General features: G+C 44.2%; 14 protein-coding genes. 5 read left to right on the top strand and 9 right to left on the bottom strand.

The annotated features are described in order from the left end of the window. Positions 1–18: 18 nt before the first annotated feature. From D6V41_RS13770 to D6V41_RS13740, 7 genes are read right to left on the bottom strand one after another with little or no spacing between them, the layout of a single operon-like run. Positions 19–1,917, bottom strand: coding sequence for a DUF885 domain-containing protein (locus D6V41_RS13770; protein ID WP_136252105.1), 1,899 nt, complete (start codon positions 1,915–1,917; stop codon positions 19–21). Between the two features lie 31 nt (positions 1,918–1,948). Next, positions 1,949–3,820, bottom strand: coding sequence for a BatD family protein (locus D6V41_RS13765; protein ID WP_136252104.1), 1,872 nt, complete (start codon positions 3,818–3,820; stop codon positions 1,949–1,951). Positions 3,821–3,862: 42 nt separating this feature from the next. Next, the gene (locus tag D6V41_RS13760; RefSeq protein WP_136252103.1) at positions 3,863–5,902 is read right to left on the bottom strand and encodes a VWA domain-containing protein; all 2,040 of its coding nucleotides are present in this window, start codon (positions 5,900–5,902) and stop codon (positions 3,863–3,865) included. Next, positions 5,895–6,950: a vWA domain-containing protein gene (locus D6V41_RS13755; RefSeq protein ID WP_136252102.1), complete on the bottom strand. Its 1,056-nt coding sequence runs from the start codon at positions 6,948–6,950 to the stop codon at positions 5,895–5,897. The genes D6V41_RS13760 and D6V41_RS13755 overlap by 8 nt, the downstream gene beginning before the upstream one ends. Further along, on the bottom strand, positions 6,943–7,431 hold the full coding sequence (locus D6V41_RS13750; protein WP_136252101.1) for a DUF4381 domain-containing protein: 489 nt from the start codon (positions 7,429–7,431) through the stop codon (positions 6,943–6,945). Before D6V41_RS13750 ends, D6V41_RS13755 begins: the two co-directional genes overlap by 8 nt. Continuing rightward, the gene (locus tag D6V41_RS13745; protein ID WP_136252100.1) at positions 7,428–8,447 is read right to left on the bottom strand and encodes a DUF58 domain-containing protein; all 1,020 of its coding nucleotides are present in this window, start codon (positions 8,445–8,447) and stop codon (positions 7,428–7,430) included. The genes D6V41_RS13750 and D6V41_RS13745 overlap by 4 nt, the downstream gene beginning before the upstream one ends. Before the next feature lie 2 nt (positions 8,448–8,449). Next, on the bottom strand, positions 8,450–9,418 hold the full coding sequence (locus D6V41_RS13740) for an AAA family ATPase (RefSeq protein WP_136252099.1): 969 nt from the start codon (positions 9,416–9,418) through the stop codon (positions 8,450–8,452). 621 nt (positions 9,419–10,039) lie between these two features. Between D6V41_RS13740 and fadI the strand changes: the two genes are divergently transcribed. The 3 genes from fadI (at position 10,040) to D6V41_RS13725 (ending at position 13,819) form a co-directional block, all read left to right on the top strand. Continuing rightward, positions 10,040–11,350 carry an acetyl-CoA C-acyltransferase FadI gene (gene fadI, locus D6V41_RS13735; RefSeq protein WP_136252098.1) on the top strand — a complete coding sequence of 437 codons (1,311 nt, stop codon included), beginning with the start codon at positions 10,040–10,042 and terminating at the stop codon, positions 11,348–11,350. After that, positions 11,350–13,458 (top strand): fatty acid oxidation complex subunit alpha FadJ, encoded by a 2,109-nt coding sequence (gene fadJ, locus D6V41_RS13730; protein ID WP_136252097.1) that lies wholly within the window; start codon positions 11,350–11,352, stop codon positions 13,456–13,458. Before fadI ends, fadJ begins: the two co-directional genes overlap by 1 nt. A gap of 157 nt (positions 13,459–13,615) precedes the next feature. Beyond that, positions 13,616–13,819 (top strand): hypothetical protein, encoded by a 204-nt coding sequence (locus D6V41_RS13725; protein WP_136252096.1) that lies wholly within the window; start codon positions 13,616–13,618, stop codon positions 13,817–13,819. 12 nt (positions 13,820–13,831) lie between these two features. Here the strand turns inward: D6V41_RS13725 and D6V41_RS13720 are convergent, their stop codons facing one another. Continuing rightward, positions 13,832–16,648: an insulinase family protein gene (locus tag D6V41_RS13720; RefSeq protein ID WP_136252095.1), complete on the bottom strand. Its 2,817-nt coding sequence runs from the start codon at positions 16,646–16,648 to the stop codon at positions 13,832–13,834. Positions 16,649–16,795: 147 nt separating this feature from the next. Here D6V41_RS13720 and sixA point away from each other — a divergent pair, with 147 nt between their 5' ends. Both sixA and D6V41_RS18195 read left to right on the top strand, forming a co-directional pair. Further along, on the top strand, positions 16,796–17,308 hold the full coding sequence (gene sixA, locus D6V41_RS13715; RefSeq protein ID WP_136252094.1) for a phosphohistidine phosphatase SixA: 513 nt from the start codon (positions 16,796–16,798) through the stop codon (positions 17,306–17,308). A gap of 15 nt (positions 17,309–17,323) precedes the next feature. After that, positions 17,324–17,500, top strand: coding sequence for a hypothetical protein (locus D6V41_RS18195; RefSeq protein WP_168711044.1), 177 nt, complete (start codon positions 17,324–17,326; stop codon positions 17,498–17,500). Here D6V41_RS18195 and D6V41_RS13710 read toward each other — a convergent pair. Next, entirely contained in the window at positions 17,488–18,795 is a 1,308-nt protein-coding gene (locus D6V41_RS13710) for an HlyC/CorC family transporter (protein ID WP_136252093.1), read from the bottom strand. The genes D6V41_RS18195 and D6V41_RS13710 overlap by 13 nt on opposite strands. Positions 18,796–18,822 lie beyond the last annotated feature (27 nt).

Raw genomic sequence — 18,822 nt, 5'->3', positions numbered from 1 at the left:
TTTAAACTAATGAAACACCTAGCTAGCAGCTTGCTCAGCAAGCCATGCATCAATCCTTTCTTCTAAGATATTAAGTGGGATAGGTCCGTGCATTAGTAGCTGATCGTGAAAATCAGCATAGCTGAATTTATCACCTAAGCGTTGCATGGCCCTTTCTCGCAGTTCCATAATTTTTAATTTACCCACCATATAGGCCGTTGCTTGTCCGGGCATCGCGATGTAGCGTTCAATTGCTTTTACCGCGTCATATTCTGGATTAGGCGTATTTTCAATTAAATAGGCAATGGCTTCATCTCGTGACCACTTCATCTCATGAATACCTGTATCTACCACTAAACGACATGCTCGCCATAACTCCATGGCTAGACGGCCGAAGTCGGAGTAAGGGTCTTTGTAGAAGCCCATATCTTTGGCAAGTTCCTCGGTATAAAGTCCCCAACCTTCGGTGTAGGCAGTAAAGGAAACGTATTTCTGGAATTCCGGAATGCCTTCCAGTTCTTGCGTGATAGCGCGCTGCATGTGATGTCCGGGAATGCCTTCATGATAAGCCAGGGCTTCCATCTGGTAAGTTGGCATGCTTCGCATGTCATATAAGTTAGCATAGTAGATTCCAGGCCGAGAGCCGTCTTTTGCCGGAGACTGGTAAAAGGCTTTACCGGCAGATTGTTCTCTGAAGGCTTCAACGCGTTTAACGATCATGTCGGCTTGCGGAATGAGTCCAAAATACTCTGGAATTTTCGCTTCCATCATATCAATGTAGGCTTTTGCTTCCGTCAAATAACGATTGCGACCTTCTTCGTCATTAGCATAATAAAACTGATCGTCTTCGCGCATGAACTTAAAGAAGGCTTGCAAATCACCTTCAAAATTAACCTGCTCCATAATGTTACGCATTTCATTATGAATACGCTGGACATGCTTAAGTCCCAGTTCATGTACTTCTTGGGCATTTAAATCTGTTGTTGTGAACCAATTTAATCGATTCTGATACCAACTATCACCGTTTGGCAGGCGCCATACGCCATCTCCGTCAGGACTTTTCATGCGTTGATTTAAAAGAACGGTCATCATTTCTTCATAAGCAGGTTTGACACTTTCAAGCAACGCTTGTTCTGCTCTGGCAATTAAGCCGCCTTTTTCAGCATTGCTTAAACCAAGGGCATCGAGCTTTTCCTTAAAATCTGCCAGTAAGGTCGAATCTTTGTTGCTTTCTTCAAATGGATTACCCTGAATCACATTATTAGAAGCCTGAATCATTTGATCATAAGACCATTGGGGCGGAAAAATTCCCGCGTTTTCACGTAGCTTAAGCTGCTCAAAAACTTGCTCAAACAAAGGCTGCACCCCCTCTAGTCTGGAGATGTATGCCTCAGCATCCTCAATCGAAGATATACGATGAATATTGATCAAAAAGCTTGGAACGGTAGTGTGCCATGCTCTGAATTGATGCATGATGTAAGTGTGTAGCCTAAATTCATCGTTTGCCAATCGTCGTTGTAGATCAGCTTCGTAAATTTGCAGGCTTAGCTTTTCCTGTTCATTAAGTTCGTCGCGTTTAAACGCCTGCGCAAGCTCGAGACGCTTGAGCATGAGCTCACGCAATTGGGTTTCGGCTTCTGGTGAAACGTCATCCCATTTTCCATAATCCCATTTTATTCCGAGATAACTTTGACCCATTGGAGAGCGTTTTAGATCCTCTTCAAATGAATCTGCAAAAAACTGGGCCAATCGCATGGATTCGTTTTTCGGTGCTTGTCTTTGTTCTTCAACGGCTTTTTGTTCTTGCTGAGCCCCTTGCGGGCTTGCTTCGGATTGTGTTTCGGGTTTTGGGCTACAGGCACTCAGGCCTATTGTCATGCCTATAGCAAGACCCATCGCAAGACAAAGCTGGGAATGTTTGAACAAGGACTTCTTCATTCGATTTCTTCCTTTATTTTTTTAAATTGTTTTATAGAGGATACATACTAGTACGAGTTTGCGCTTGCCGTCCATTGTGGGAATTTACGCGAAGCGCTTCAAGGGCTTGTTTTAATACCTGAGTATCAAAGCCGGAAGCGGATGTGCCAGGTGCACTGGAATATTGTTGAGATAAACCATTGTTAAGTGCTGCTAACGCTTCTTTTGCGTCAAGCGATTTTAATGTAGCCGTAATTGATGTTACCGGTTTTCCGCAAACATAGCCTAGCCAAATGCGCAGATGATGCTGCACCTTTCCCAAATTTTGCGACTGGAGGGCTTGATTTAGCTGTTGCCACGCTTGCGCCTCATCCATGGCCTGAACGGAAGCACCGGCAGAATGGCTCGCAGCGCCATTTACAGCGCCATTTGTAGCGCCATTTTTAGAGATAAAGGCGCGTGCGCGTGCGACTTGTTTTTGAAGTATGAACACAATTACTATCGCAATGACCAGTAAAAATAGCAAGATTGCGTGAAGGATATCAAAACCAAAAAAGAGAGTAGGAAAGCGATTTTGCGCTGCGGTTTCAGCGACTCCGCTTGTATCATCATCCTGTGCTAGTTGCTCGTCAGATTCAAATGCCTCATCGCTACTGTCAGTGTTGATGTTACTTGCAGGCGCTACCTGCGTGTTTGCATTGCCACTTGCTTCGATGACTTTTACGGAACGAGCCGGAAGGATGGCAAAACGTGTATCACCTGTCCTTACATCAAACCAGGGCACACGGATCTCGGGCAGTACAAAATCTCCTGCCTCGCTAGGGATCACCGCCGTACTTTGCACTAATTGAGCGATCAGGCGATTATCCCGTTCAACTGTTGCCTTGCTTCCCTGCTCGGGATAGGTTTTAAAACTCGGATGATACTGCGCGTCTATTTCAGGCAGTTGCTCTTCCATAAGGCCCATGGCAGTCAGTGTGACAGTTCGTGTCACAGGCTCACCCACAACAAACTCGTTTTCACTTAAGTCTGTGCTGCTGTTATTTCCAAGCTGCCATTGTTCACTCAACTGCACTTGCTCACTGGGAAGCCAGGTATAGCGGTAGTCTTGTGGAATAGGCAAAACGGTAATGGACTGCGGTGGGGCAACGCGCGATATTGTTTTGGTCCGGTTAAAAAATGCAAAGCTTTGACGCGTATTGGTAAGTACCTCTGCCTGGAAAACAGGGCCGTCTATGGTGAATTCGCCGCTTGCTTGTGGGAGTACGGCAAAGTTTCGCTCGATCACGCGGTAGCGTACACCATTTATCACTTCCTGATATTCCTTGTCATCCCCTAATTGCTCAATAACTGCGCCGTCAAGGACTGGCTCGGAAAGACTGCCGCGTTGAATATCAGCCGCCAGGTGAATTTTGACCGTGTACTGTAGTTGTTGTTGTAAAAATACTTCGCTATCGTTAACTTGTGTTGTGACAAAAAACTCACGGGGTTGAGTTCTGGCCGCATCTGATACCGGAAGTACCTCTAGTCTGATGGGCTCACTGCTTTTACCATCAATACTAAATGAAGGGATCGTAAACGTTCCGGTTTCTCTCGGGAAAAGTTGCAGCGTCCACGACGTGGTAGTAGTACGATCAAAATTGATGATTTGTGTTGATTGACTGACAGAAGGTTGGCTAACGCGAAAATCCTTAGTTAAGATTGAAAAGTCTATAGCATCTCGCTCTGCACCACCTACCGCCGTTATTTGTAACATAACAGATTCATCAAGCAGAACCGGATTTTTGTCGATGGTGGCATTAAGTTGCGTCACCTCTGCCAAAGCAACTTTACTAAAAAGTGTCCAAAACAAAAGGGTGGAAAAAGCCCACAATGCTTTACGCAAACATCGATATAAAAACAATTTAAGCTTATGTAACTGCATTATTTTCTTTTCCTTCACTATCACCTTCTATCACATTTACCATCACCACTCCTGCTCCTGATTTTGTGGTGCTGAATATTGTTTCCTTCGCTGAGCTTCCAAAAGCATTTTGCGCTGCAAAAGATAAGCGGGATCATCGGGCACTTTGTTTAAAAGCGTCTGCATTCGTTGTATTTGTTCTCGCTCTTCTGGAGAGAGCTCATCGGGATTGATCGCTTGGATCGCTTGTTGTTCGCCAGCAGGTTCTGAGTTTTCTTCTGTCATTTGCCCCTGAGCGGAAGCCTGATTTTGTTCAGCATTTTCCCCTTCCAATTCACCGGAATCCTTATTGTTTTCTTGCTCAAGTTGTTCGGGCGAGGGGGCTTGCTGTTGATTGTTTTGTTGCCCGTTTTGATTGTCGTTTGACTGCTGATCCTGATTTTGATCAGACTCATTATTTTGATCAGAGTTTCGTTCAGAGCGTTGCTGATTTTCTTGATTTGACGTATCAGAACTTTGTTCCTGATCGCCCTCACCTGAATCATTCTGCGATTGCTTGTCTTGCTGGCTTTGATTTTCGCTCTGGCTTTGTTGATTGTTCTGTTCTTGCTGCTGTTGTTCTAGCAATTCTTCAACAATACTTTTATTTTTTAGCGCGGCTTCATGCTCAGGGTCGAGGCTAAGCACTTTGTTATAAGCTTCAAGGGCTTTTTGCAGTTGCTGGAGCTTGGCCAATGCGTTACCTCGATTATAGATGCTATCGATACCATCTGCCTGACTATAGAGCTCCAAGGCTTTTTCATAATCTCCAGACTTATAAGCCGCCGCTGCCCGCCAGTTGATATCATCGAACAGGTTTTGCGCGTCTTTGTAATCCTGCTGGTCAAAGGCTTCTTTGCCGCGCTGGTCATCGTTTAAGAATAAAGAGCGCAAGCCTTGCGTTAAAGCTGAGGCTACGCCTTTTGTTTTGGGGCCGGTACTTAAACTTGCATCATCACTCTCAGCGCTCTCAATACGTTGCGAATCGCTTTGCGCAAACACAGGTTGAGGGATGCTCATTGGAAGCATAACGCTTAACAGGGCAACAAATAAAAGCCCTCTTCTAAACAAAAGCGCAGCAATCGGCAAAAGGAGTAATGTCAGGTATATGCCCGCATCTTTGTAGGTATCGCCGGTTTGTTGGTCGCTGTTTTGCTCTCTTGCGCTGTCAAGTCGATTGCTCGCTAAAATCATGGAATCTACGTCAGTGCTATCGATACTCATCTTGCTCACTCGCGCGTTAGAGGCATTGAGTGCCTGCTCTAAATAACGGGGATTGGTTCGAGGTATAACAATGCTACCTCGATTGTCCTTAAGCAAACTGCCATCCTTAAGTTTTATAGGAGCGCCATCTTCGCTGCCAATTAAAAGCGCAGAAAAAGCGTAAGCACTAGTGTTAACAAAATCTCGAATCGCCTTAATTTGATCACTTTCAATGCCGTCTGTTATCCAATATACGTGACCACTTTGATAACCTGCACCTTGCAAAAGTTCAGTGGCATGCTTTAAGCCTGCAAGCGGGTTGCTGCCCGAATTGGGCATAATTTCAGGGCTCAAGCTTGGAATAAGGTTTTCCAGATTGGAAATATCATCGGTAAGTGGACTAATAGTAAATGCATCAGATGCATAAGCAACCAAGCCAACCTCGCCATCATTAATTTCCTTAATTAAGTCGATTGCTTTAAACCGGGCTCGGCTAAGACGATTGGGCGAAACATCTGTTGCTCGCATGGATAAGGACATGTCCATCACTACGACCTTGCCCGATTCGCTTTGATACACCGGCTGCGGCAATTTTTCCCAACTGGGACCCGCCAGAGCGATACTGGCAATACAAAGCGCTACAAAAAGCCAGATAAAGGGAGCCCGGCTTTGTTTGTTTCCTTTCGAAACCACAAGTCTTTGATGTAAGTGATGAGGCAGGATCTGTTGCCATTCGCTATTTTTCAGTTTAAAGCGCATCCAAACAAAGACTAAAATTGCAAATACCGCCAAAAGCCATAAAAAATGCGGTCGTAAAAAATGGAATTCTGCAAAGTTGGCAAAGGTCGGAAAATCAGGCATAAGGTTTATCCTCTTTTGCCTTTAACGCATCTCGAGAACCGTCGTTTTTTGCCATCTTTACAGAGATAAAAGGGCGTACAGTCGCGGCAATCAACGATAGCAATACCAGTAAACAAGCCGCGGCCAGTGGATAATAAAATAGCGCGCTTTGTGGGCGCATTTTCTGAATATTGCCTTCTACAGGCTCAAGTTGATCAAGTAATTGATAAATATTGACCAGGTCTTGCGTGTCTCGCGCTCTAAAATATTGACCGCCGGTTTCTCTTGCAATATTACTTAACATACGCTCATCGAGATCTTGCGAAGGGTTAATGCTTCTCTGCGTACCAAAAAAACTGCTTATGATTTGCTCATCTGCCCCAACGCCAATGGTATAAACCGTCACTTTGTTTGCTTTAGCCAGCTCCAGGGCTTGATCGGGACTAATGTTTCCAGCGGTATTTTGCCCATCAGTTAATAGTACCAGCACGCGGTTTGATTCCTGTTTTTCGCTAAATCGCTTAACCGCCAATCCTATTGCATCACCTATGGCAGTGCGCTCACCAACCAAACCAATCACTGCTTCATCAAGCAAGGTCTGAACGGTGTCTCTGTCAAAGGTGAGGGGAGCTTGCAAATAGGCGGTATCTGCAAACAAAATCAAACCCAGTCTGTCGCCTACTCGCCGCTCGATAAAATCAGCCAGTACATATTTAATCATGGTTAAGCGATTGACTTCACGCCCTTGAATCTGCATGTCCGCTTGCTTCATACTGCCCGACAAATCAACGGCTATCATTAGGTCTCGACCTTCACTTGGTATGGCAATCGCTTCGCCAAGCCATTGGGGACGGGCGGCTGCGCTAACCAACAAGGCCCAGATCAGATAGCTCACTAGCACAAAACCTCTGCCTTTTGCCTGTGTCTGACTCGTGTTTTGCTGAAAACTGGCGATGCTTGGTACGCGCAAAGCGGCTGATTTTGCAACTCGCTTGGCAGGCAAAAAAGCTCTGACAATAAAAGGCAGGGGTAAGATAATAAATACATAAGGCCATACAAATTCAAACATGTTCAGGCTCCCGTTTTGGAGGTAAACTCGCTTTCATCCAGGCAATCATTGCATCCCTTGTTTCGCTCGGTTCAAGTTCAATCTTTCGCTGGTCGTATTGCATTTGATTGAGTTTGATTAATTGTTCGGTATATGAATTATTACCGAGTTGCATGAGTAAATTACGCCACTGGGCAGAATGTAGTTGTAAAACCCTGCTACGAGGCAAATAGTCATGAAGTGTCTGTTTAAGCACTTGGTGCATCCGATTGAGCAAGTCCGCTTTTTCATGCTCGTTAACAGAGTGAATTTGCATGTTTAATAAAAGCGATATGGCATCTTCTCGTGCGCGCAAGCGCTTTTTGCGGTGACGAATATACAAAACACTTGCGACTATAATTGCCAGAATACATGCCACTAGCACATACCATCCGATGGCGGGTGGCCAGGCTGATACGTCTTGCGGTATGTTGATATCAGCTAAGTTATCCAGGGGATTCATAATAAACTCCCTATTTGAAAACCTCGCGACTGGGCATTTAACTGTAAATCAAGGGGCAAACCACTGCTGACAAGGCGGGCTTGAGTCCGGACTTTTGCACATGCGCGTTTAAAGCTTGCATTCTGCTTGCGTTGTTTCTCCTGATAATCCTGACTGGTATGCGCATCACCAATTAATATTTCACTTCTTGAAAAACCGTCAGTGACGCTCAAGCTTTGCGTATCGCTTAAAATTGGCAATGTTTGCTCAAAGGGATCTCGAACCAGACTGATTTTCAGCTCGCAGTGTCGAGCCATATCGCCAAGCAAGGCAAAGTGTGCATCGTCAAAATGCGCACAATCTGATGCAATATGCACAAGCGAACCTGGTTTGGCAATAAAGTGCAGTCGTTGCAATGCCTTAAGGCTTGCTTGCGAGGCCCTGTTTTGTGATTGCTTATTGGTTGTATCGCTTGTATTTTGATTGAGTGCCTGTGAAAGCATACGTAAGGCTTCATTTTGCGATTCAATTATACTATGCAGAAAATGCAGGGCGTTTTTCGTCTGGGCACGAGGCTTACACTCAAAATCGCTTGCATCGTTAAATACAATTCCACCGAGTTTATCGCCACGGGCAACCGCTGCCCACGAGACAAGCGCTGCAATATGAGCCGCCTGCACCGATTTAAATAATAATTTTGTGCCAAATTGCATGGTCGATGTCAAATCAACCAATACAAATACAGGTCGTTCACGCTCTTCTCTGAATACTTTGGTATGCGTTCTTCCGGTTCTGGCCGTTACTCTCCAATCGATGCTGCGAATATCGTCACCCGCCTGATAATGGCGCGCTTCATCAAACTCCATGCCTCTGCCTTTGAATAAAGAACGCTCAGCGCCTGCCATTTGACTGGCTGCTCGCGAGCTGGGAGCAAGAGAAAGCATTTTTGCAAGGGATTTAAAACGCAACAGCTCCGGCATGTCTAGATCAATACCGTTGCTTTTCAGCGTTGATAATTGCGTTTCCAGTTCGGTCATAACTATGGGACGGGAACGAGTTGCAAAATTTTTGAGATGCTTGTGTTAGCAGTAATACCTTGGGCCTGGGCCTGGTAAGACAATATCAAACGGTGTCTCAACACATTGGGTAAAACCGCCTGCACATCCTCAGGCGTGACAAAATCGCGCTCATGTATCCACGCATGTGCTCTGGCACAGCGCTCTAGCGCAATCGTAGCACGTGGAGAAGCTCCAATTTCAATCCATTCATTTAATTCATCTGAATACGCTTGGGGTTTGCGGGTGGCCATGATCAACTGCACGATATACGTTTCGATTGCTTCGGAGACATGCAGCTCTAACACACTGCGACGGGCTGACTGAATATCGACTTGAGAAAGCTTACTAACATCTTTTGGCAAGGCATGATTTAACTCATCAAGAGACTCACCGCGATTGAGTTTGAGAATTTTAAGCTCAGTGTCTGCATTAGGGTAATCAATTTCAACATGCATCAAAAAGCGATCTAATTGCGCTTCAGGAAGCGGGTAGGTACCCTCCTGTTCCAGCGGGTTCTGAGTTGCCATAACCAAAAATAAATCGGGCAGTTGATAAGTTTTGCTGCCCACTGTGATTTGGCGCTCAGCCATTGCCTCTAACAACGCAGACTGGACTTTTGCGGGTGCTCGATTGATTTCATCGGCAAGCACTAAATTGTGAAACAATGGGCCTTGTTGGAAAACAAACTCTCCGGTTTCTGGTCGATAAATATCTGTGCCCGTCAAATCGGCTGGCAACAAGTCTGGGGTAAATTGCACACGATGAAAATTTGCCTCTATCCCATCTGATAAGGCATTAACGGCACGGGTTTTAGCAAGACCAGGTGGCCCCTCGACTAAAATGTGCCCATCTGCCAGTAGCGCGACAACAATACTTTGCGTCAATTCCTCCTGTCCAATTACCTGCGAATTCAGATGCGAAAGAAGCTGATTTATTTGATTTACTGCCATTTATTAACCTATTTGTGTAAGTCTTTAATTATGGTGCCATGTAAAACGGGTTCAGGCGATATTGTCATCTTTGGCATCACTGACAGCGCTTTGAATATCGCCTGAAATTATCGGGGACTTCATCGAAAATGGCGACGTTTTCCCTAATTTCAATACATAATTGTTGCAAGAAAAGACCGTTCAAATGAAAAAGGGTTCGCTGTTTATTCACCATGACCTAAAAAGATGACCTAAAAAGAGTGTACCCCGCAATCTGGGTTGATTGTTTATCACGAGTAGCGCTATAGCTTAAAATAAAGACGCTGCGAGCTCATCCGTGAGGCGCTTGGCGAAAAACATCCATGTTTTTCGACACTTTATTTTAAGCTATAGCGCTACTCATTCTATTTATAAACCCAAATTGCGGGGTACACTCTTTTTAGGTCATCTTTTTAGGTCATGTTTAAGAGAATTTGCGTTTAGATCAAGACTTTGACACAATAGGTGGTCAGACCAGATTATATTTAGTTCTCGGTTTTTATAAACAGTCTACAGTTAAGTAAGCTAAAATGATTCGCATTTTTTCGAGACCAGCTTGCGAGTACATGCACGAGCGATTTGGTAAACAGTTAAGGAAAAGCAATGTCCAAACTTCAAAATTTAAAGACTCAATCCGGTGATCGGATTGCCATAGTGGCAGGCTTGAGAACGCCGTTTGCTAAAATGGCGACTTATTTTCATGGCGTACCGGCCGTTGATCTTGCAAAAATGGTCGTGAATGAATTGATGATTCGCCACGACCTGGATCCTGCGCTTATTGAACAAGTTGTATATGGACAAGTGGTACAAATGCCGGAAGCGCCCAATATTGCCAGAGAAGTTGTTTTAGGCACCGGAATGGGCGTTCATACTGATGCTTACAGCGTTTCCAGAGCATGTGCGACGTCTTTTCAGTCAACAGTCAATATTCTTGAGTCGATGTTAGTGGGGAACATAGAAGTTGGCATCGCTGGCGGGGCGGATTCAACATCGGTTTCTCCCATTGGCGTATCAAAAAATTTGGCCAGAGCCTTGGTTGATTTACAAAAAGCCAAAACCATGGGGCAAAAATTCAATATTTTTAAACGCCTTGGTGTAAAAGATTTAATTCCCGTACCGCCCGCCGTGGCAGAATATTCTACTGGACTTTCCATGGGACAGACTGCCGAGCAGATGGCAAAAACCCATAATATTTCCCGGGAAGATCAAGACGCACTGGCGCACCGCTCTCACTCACGTGCAGCAAAGCATTGGGAAGAAGGACATTTAGATGCTGAAGTTATGACCGCCTATGCAGAACCTTATAAGGGCGCTTTTTCGCGAGACAATAACGTGCGTTTTGACAGCAGTTTAGAGGGCTATGCCAAGCTGAAGCCGGTCTTTGATAAAAAACATGGCTCGGTAACGGCTGCAAATGCTACTCCACTGACTGATGGCGCGTCCGCTGTATTAATGATGACAGAAAGCAAAGCAAAAGCATTGGGCTACAAGCCCCTCGGATTTATCAAAAGTTATGCGTTTGCCGCCATTGATGTATGGGAAGATATGCTCATGGGACCATCTTACGCAACACCCATTGCCCTGGATAGAGCTGGAATGTCGCTCAACGATATAACGCTTATAGAAATGCACGAAGCTTTTGCCGCGCAAACGCTTGCCAATATTAAAATGTTCGCCAGCGATAAATTTGCGAAAGAAAAGCTCGGGCGCGACAAAGCAACGGGCGAAATTGACATGGATAAATTTAACCAAATGGGCAGTTCCATCGCTTATGGCCATCCATTTGCGGCTACTGGTACGCGCATGATCACGCAAATGCTCAACGACTTGAAGCGTAAGGGCGGAGGGACAGGCCTGGTAACGGCATGTGCAGCAGGTGGTTTAGGCGCAGCAATGATTGTGGAGACAGAATAATGAGTGCATTTAAATTAGAAAAACGCGATGACGGTATTGCCATTCTTACCATGGATGTGCCGGGCGAAAGTATGAATACGCTCAAAGCTGATTTTGGCGATGAAATTTCAGCGATACTGGATGACATTCAAGCTGATAATGCAATCAAAGGCGTTGTAATCGCCAGCGGCAAAAAAGATTCTTTTGTAGCCGGTGCTGATGTATCAATGCTCGCTGCCTGCAACTCGGCTGAAGACGCTGAAAAGCTCTCCGTAGGGGGACAGCAAATTTTTAATCGTATAGAAGCATCTTCAAAAACCTTTGTGGCGGCTATTCATGGCCCAGCGTTAGGCGGTGGTTTAGAGCTTGCGCTTGCTTGTCACTACCGCGTGTGCAGCGACAGTGCCAAGACGCAGCTCGGTTTGCCTGAAGTGCAGCTTGGATTATTGCCAGGCAGTGGCGGAACGCAGCGTTTACCAAAGCTGATTGGGGTGCAGCAGGCAATGAAAATGATGCTTACTGGCTCACCTGCGCGTGCCAAACAAGCTAAAAAATACGGCATAGTAGATGATATGGTGCCTGAGTCAATCCTGATGAAAGTTGCCATTGAACTGGCAGGGACACCGGCTAAAAAGCGCGAATCAAACAAGTCCATAACGAACAAAGTGATTGAAGATACGGGGCTTGGCCGTAAATTCATGTTTAAAAAGGCGCGTGAAGCCACGCAGTCCAAAACAAAGGGTAATTATCCGGCACCAATGTACATTATTGACTGTATTGAGGCCGGTTTAGACAACAGTGCCAAAGGTTATGCTACCGAAGCTCGTCTGTTTGGTAAATTGGTGATGTCTAAAGAGTCTAAGCAGCTAAGAGAAATTTTCTTTGCCACAACCGAAATGAAAAAAGAAAACGGCGTTGAAGGCGTAAAACCGAAGAAAATTCAAAGCGCTGGTGTGTTAGGCGGAGGGCTTATGGGCGGTGGAATTTCATTTGTTACCGCGACTAAAGCTGGCGTGCCGGTTCGTATCAAAGACATTAACGAAAATGGCATTGCCGGTGCGCTCAAATACAGCTATGACATTCTGAATAAGAAAGTAAAGAAGCGCTTTATTCGTAAATCTGAAATGCAGCAACAACTTGCGAATATTACAGGTTGTTTGGATTACAGTGGCTACAAGCACAACGATATCGTGATAGAAGCAGTGTTTGAAGATCTTGAGCTTAAACAGAACATGGTTGCTGACATTGAAAAACACTGCTCAAAAAGCACCATATTTGCGTCAAATACCTCGTCTATTCCGATTGCCGATATAGCCGCAAAGGCAAAGCGGCCTGAAAATGTGGTCGGTCTTCATTATTTCTCACCAGTCGATAAAATGCCGCTTGCTGAAGTTATTCCGCACGAAAAAACATCAGAGCAAGTCATTTCTACAACAGTGGAATTTGCAAAGCGTCAGGGCAAAACCCCCATCGTGGTAAAAGACGGCGCGGGCTTTTATGTGAACCGCATCTTAGCGCCCTATATGAGCGAGGCCGGCTTTTTGGCAATGGAAGGTCAGCCGATTGATGCCATAGACAAAGCGTTGGTGAATTTTGGCTTTCCAGTAGGGCCTTTCAAGCTCTTAGATGAAGTAGGCATCGATGTGGGAACAAAAATTATTCCCATTTTAATGGCTCAGTTTGGTGAGCGATTTGCGGCACCAGAAGCCTTCGATAAACTCCTTGAAAATGACAGAAAAGGTAAGAAAAATCAGTCCGGTTTTTATGACTACGCGGGTAAAAACAAGGGTAAAGACCTTGATGAGTCAGTTTATGAGTTGTTAGGCGTATCGCCGGTCAGTAAATATACAGATACGACAGTGGTTGAACGCTGTGTACTGCTGATGTTAAATGAAGCTGCTCGCTGTCTGGAAGAGGGCGTTATACGAAGTCCGCGAGATGGAGACATTGGCGCGATATTTGGCATTGGTTTCCCGCCGTTTCTTGGTGGGCCGTTCAGATATATGGACGAATTAGGCATGGATCACTTGGTGTCTCGCCTTGAGCATTACGCGAAAACCTACAGCGAAAAATATGAGCCTGCGAAGATTCTCGTGAACATGCAAAAAGAAAATCAAAGGTTTTATTAAATTTGGCATATTTATGCTAATAGAATGTAAGTAAAGTGTTAAAAACCCGGCTTAAGCTGGGTTTTTTGCTTGAGATAGCCGTTATTCATGCTTTTTATGCTGCTTTGATTTAAACTGGCTACATTCTAACGCGTTTAAATTAAGGTAATGAAACGAGATGATAATAATAGTATTAATCGCGAGTTTTATTGTATCTCTGGTTTATATGCATACAGAATCAGTTGTATACGCGATGTCCAAACGAAAGTGGACGCTGGCAGCGCTGTTTTTTGGTCCCTTGATTTTACCGATGTTTCAAATCTCCAAACGAATGGCAATTCGCCGTGCATCCGGCTTTCAGAATCTTTATTTTAGTGCTTGATTGCTTGAAACATTAGCTTATTTTCAAGTTTTTATAAAATCCATTAAAGGCATGCTGGGAAAGCGCGTTTTTATCGTTAGTTAATATGGCCTGACCTTCACTTGGCATGCTTAAGCGTTCTAACCAAAGTTTCAGCTCTTCATTCTTGATATCCCTAACTGCATTTTGCAGTCGTTTGTAATAATAAAACGCATCCTGCTTATCAAAATTTTCCCATAATCGTCTTGCAATGCTTGCAACATCACGATTCATCGGCTGGCATTGTTCCATGACTTTCTCTCTGGCTTTGTGAATGTCAGAGACTGTTTCATCCCAATTTTGAATGCGATCCTGAATCACTTCGCAAATAGCCTGATAGGCTGCACCGGCATCTGTTTTCGAAGACTGTAAGTAGATGGCGATGCCTGGCTGCGAATTAATCGGTTTATAGCCAACACCTACCAAATAGGCTAATTGCTTCTTTTTGCGTATTCGCGAAAAAATATGTGGGCTGAGAATGTGCTCCAGTAACAGGCAAATGCCCGTGGCATGTTCAGGTAAATAGCTTAAGTTATCGCTTACATTTTTTACTTGCTGATATTGCACAATCGCGATGTCATTTGCATGCTGCTGACACAGTGGAGGAAGCTCCGGCAATACCGCTTGTTTGATTTCATTGGCAACGATTCGTGGTTTTTCCCAAACACCTCTTGATGTCAGACGGGATTGAAGCTGCTGGTGAAAGCGTTGTGCAGCGTATTTTCGCCAATTGCCGACTAATAAAGCTTCAACGGCAATGCGGTCAAAGAAATGACTTTGATGCTGATTAAGCTCTGCGAAACTGAGTGACTTGACGGCGTTGACTTGCTGATGAATAGAATAGGTATCGCCTTGGATTAAGGTGTTTAAATTTGCAAACATCTGGTTGATAGGCTTTTGCACAAGTGAATTGGTCAAACGCTTTATAATTGCCGATTTAACCGCTTCGTATTCCTCTTCTTTCAAATGGAAATTGATCAAACAATTGATAATTTCGATGCTTAGTAGTAGCTGCTTATCGCTAAACCCTGTTGTATGAACGCAAAGACCGTGCTGGTGTCCATAGACACGAAAACTAATTCCGGCTTCCTCAGCTTGGTAGAAACGGCGTTTTAAATAGTGAGATAGTCCTTCAACCCAAACTTTTTTACTCATAGTATGGGCAATGGTGTCGCACATTGCAGGGCTATTAATGGAAACAAAGCAATCGCCGCATGGCTCGTTATTGGCAATAATTTGAGCGAACTTCAGTTTCACACCATGCTGCTCTATAAGCTCAAGCTTATCAGAGGGAATTTCAGGTGTGACAAGCAAAAGTTGCGACGGAAGATAGGTATTTTGTGGCGAAAGCATAAACTGAATATTTGTTTTGACTGGCAAGTTCTGAAGCTTCGAAACGCGATATTCGACCTGATAAAATGTACTCATTCGATCGCCTTGAACATTTTCATCAATTAAATAAACATGATGTAAGCCATTGCGCATGTCTTTTATGATTTCATTCGTTCTTTGCTTGACAGACTGAATACTGATCGGAGTATCTGATATTCGCCCCAGATTGAGTTTCGTCCGGCTAAAGGAATCTGAGTGAGTCGTCGCTGAGCTTGGCTTAATTTGCCCATCAGGCTTTTCTTCAGCTAGCAAATGAAGCTGTGTTGCACATTCAATGCAGGTCTCAATAGGGTCACGCCTGTCAGCGAATTGCTCCATCAGACCTTGCTGTTTTTCCAATTCGCTAAATCGCCAGCTCGCTAATTGTCGAGCGGATAAAAAGTCAAGGAAGCCTTTTACGATTGAGATTATTTCATCAACGTGATTTGCCCCCTCATCTGCCAGAGATAAGTGCAGTTGCACTTCTTCTGCGTCAGTCTGTTCTACTCCTCCAGTCAAAGAGATGCTGCGTATCCACTGTTTTGCTATCAGCTCATCGAATAATCCATTTTTATTCTGACTTTCAAAGATATGTCGCAGCATTTTAAAGGCTTTAGTATCCAGCTCTAAACCACGCTTTTTAACCAAAAAGGCAATGATCAACTGTCGATGCATATGCTTTGCTTTAACGCTAATAAGCGTTGATTGCATTTCGCTTTGATACATCGGCGGCAAAAGTAATCGGTGATTGGCGCGTCCTGCTTTGATCCCCTTGCTTAAAATATCGCGAATGTCATCAAGCATGGGATTTTGCACATCTTGTTCGGGAAGCTTTATGCAAACCGCAATATTGCCACTGTGAAAATACCTTTCGTGATGTCGTTTAAGTGCTTCAGACAATTGCTCGGTCGTTTGAGCAGAAAAACTCGCTTTATTACCAACAGGAAATCGATGAAAAGGATGCGCTGGATTACTGACAGCACGTTTTACGGAAAATAAACAACGGACCGGATCCTGCTGTTTAAGTCTGAATTCTTCATCAATCGCGTTAATTTCGCTTTCAATGTCTTTTGGTTCAAAAACAGGATGACTTATTTTGTCGCAAAGAATTTTAACTGCTTGGGTGAAGCCCGTATGGTCGCAGGTTAAATGAAAGTTCATGTGTTTGCTGTGAGTCCATCCATTGATATAGCCACCGCATTGATTGACGAGTTTCTCAAGCGTGTCTGAACTATCAAAGTTTTTGCTTCTGTGAAAAATCATGTGCTCCAAAAGATGCGAAAATCCGTAACACTGAGACGTTTCATGATAATGGCCGATGGCCACTGACACAGATATAATTGGCATAGCAATGGCGTCACTTCTGATGACCGCCAGTTTGAGCTGGTTAGGAAGCGTTTCAACAACTAGGTTTTGCTTGGCATTTTTAGGTAAATACACTGTTATCTCTAGATGTTTGCAGATTTAAAGCATAACGCTAAGTTAAGTAAGTGTGCAAACGGTCGTTAAAGTTAAAGTTGATACGAAATATTTCATAGTCGATATGCTTTTAACGCCATTAATTCAATTTTCTTTAGTAGTTTCAATATGATATTAATCATTATGCGCCATGGTGAAGCGGTTCCTTATCAGGCAGACGATAAATCCAGAGCATTAACCCGATTTGGTGCAAAGCAAGCTTCAAATGCGGGAAAGCGCCTGGCTCAATTTTTTATTGAAAAACAGATGCCAGCAAGTATCGACCATGTGCTGGTGAGTCCTTATTTGCGCACGCAACAAACCTTCGATGAAGTAGCAGCACATGTTAACTTCAAGAATAGAACCGATACAAATGCGATCACGCCGGTGGCAGATGAACGGAGTGTTCAAGATTTGATCGATGGATTTGCGCTTGGCGATGCGCAAGGCAAAGGCGCACCTGAACAGTTAATGTTAGTGAGTCATATGCCTTTAGTGAGTTTGCTGTCGGACAAACTGTGCACAGGTTTTAATGGAAAAATTTTTGATACTGCCGATATACTGATCATAGATTATGATGCAGACACGCACATTGGGACGCAAATGGCGTTTTTAAGAAGCATGCATCAAGGTATGAAATGAGGTTATTCAGAAGCTATGCAAAAGATGTCTTTGCCTACATCTCTCAGACTGGCGCTTAAACAACATGCGCTGTCGTCTGATATTGCGGATGACGATGAGTTAAAAGCTATTGTGAGCAAGCTGGATGATCTCGATGCAAAAATAGCTGAAATGAAAGCGAAAGCAATCGCCAGACGCACTCAGCGCGGCTGATCAACTTCTTCAACCTTTTGATTAGGATCTTTGTAAAACTCTGGAATAATCCTTACCGTCTTTATCATGTTGCCACTTATATCCACTATTTCAATGGGATAACCTGCCAGTCGCAAACTGATATTACTCTCAGGTATCTCTTCTAAATATTCAATGATTAATCCATTTAAGGTTTTTGGGCCATCAATGGGAAAATTCCATTCCAGCTCTTTGTTGAGTTCTCGAATATTCACACTTCCGTCTACTAAAAAGCTGCCGTCAGGTTGGGCGATAGCTTCTTTATGGTAGTCGGGTAACATGCTGGTCGTAAAATCACCGATGATTTCTTCAAGAATATCTTCTAAGGTCACCAAACCTTGAATGTCTCCATATTCGTCAACTACCAGGCCAATACGCTCACGTTCCGCCTGAAATTTATACATCAGGGTGTGCAAGGGAGTAGAGTCAGGCGTGTAGTAAATTTCGCGGACCGCTCTGAGCATCGTAGCTTTGGTAAACTGGTCTTTAGACAGGAGTCTTAATGCATCTCTTACATGCACAAAGCCAACTGCATCATCGATGCTATCTCTGTATAATAAAACACGGGTGTGCTGGGAATGCGTGAGCTTTTTCTGAATTTGCTTCCAGTCATCATTAATATCAATCGCAAAAATTTCAGAGCGAGGCACCATGATGTCTTCGGCAGTGACGTTTTCCAAGTCTAAAATGCTCACCAACATGTCTTGGTGTTTTTGCGGAATCATCGAGCCGGCTTCATAAACCACCGTCCGAAGCTCTTCACGGCTTAACGAATCACCATCTCCGCCCGCCGGATTGATGCGTAAAAGCCACAAAACGCCATTTGTAATGCTGTTGACCAGCTTAACGGCAAAACCAAGTACCACTGACAGTGGCAAAAGAATGTATGAGCTTGGAAAGGCAATTTTTTCAGGATAAATCGCCGCGAAGGTTTTTGGCGTCACTTCTGCAAACACCAAAATAATGAGCGTCAGACCAACAACGGTAACGATGGGACCATAAATGGGGCCAAACAATCTGCTGCATATTTCTTCTGCAAGCACCGTTGCTGCTATGTTCACAAGGTTGTTACCGATAAGGATTAAACCAATCAGCTTGTCTGGTCGTTCAAGCAGTTTTTGGACTCTTAGGGCGCTACCTTGCCCTTCATTGGCCAAATGTTTTAATCGATAACGATTGATTGTCATCAATCCTGTTTCAGAGCTTGAAAAATAAGCCGACATCAAAATGAGTACGCCAAGCGCAATGAGTAGCGTGCTTGTATCTAATTGTTCCAAGTTATTGTTCCTTTAGGGGGATAAGGC

This window comes from Ningiella ruwaisensis (genome assembly GCF_004798935.1).
Taxonomy (GTDB): Bacteria; Pseudomonadota; Gammaproteobacteria; order Enterobacterales; family Alteromonadaceae; genus Glaciecola; species Glaciecola ruwaisensis.
Note: the sequence above shows the minus strand (reverse complement) of the source record. Positions and strands in the feature narration are given on the sequence as shown.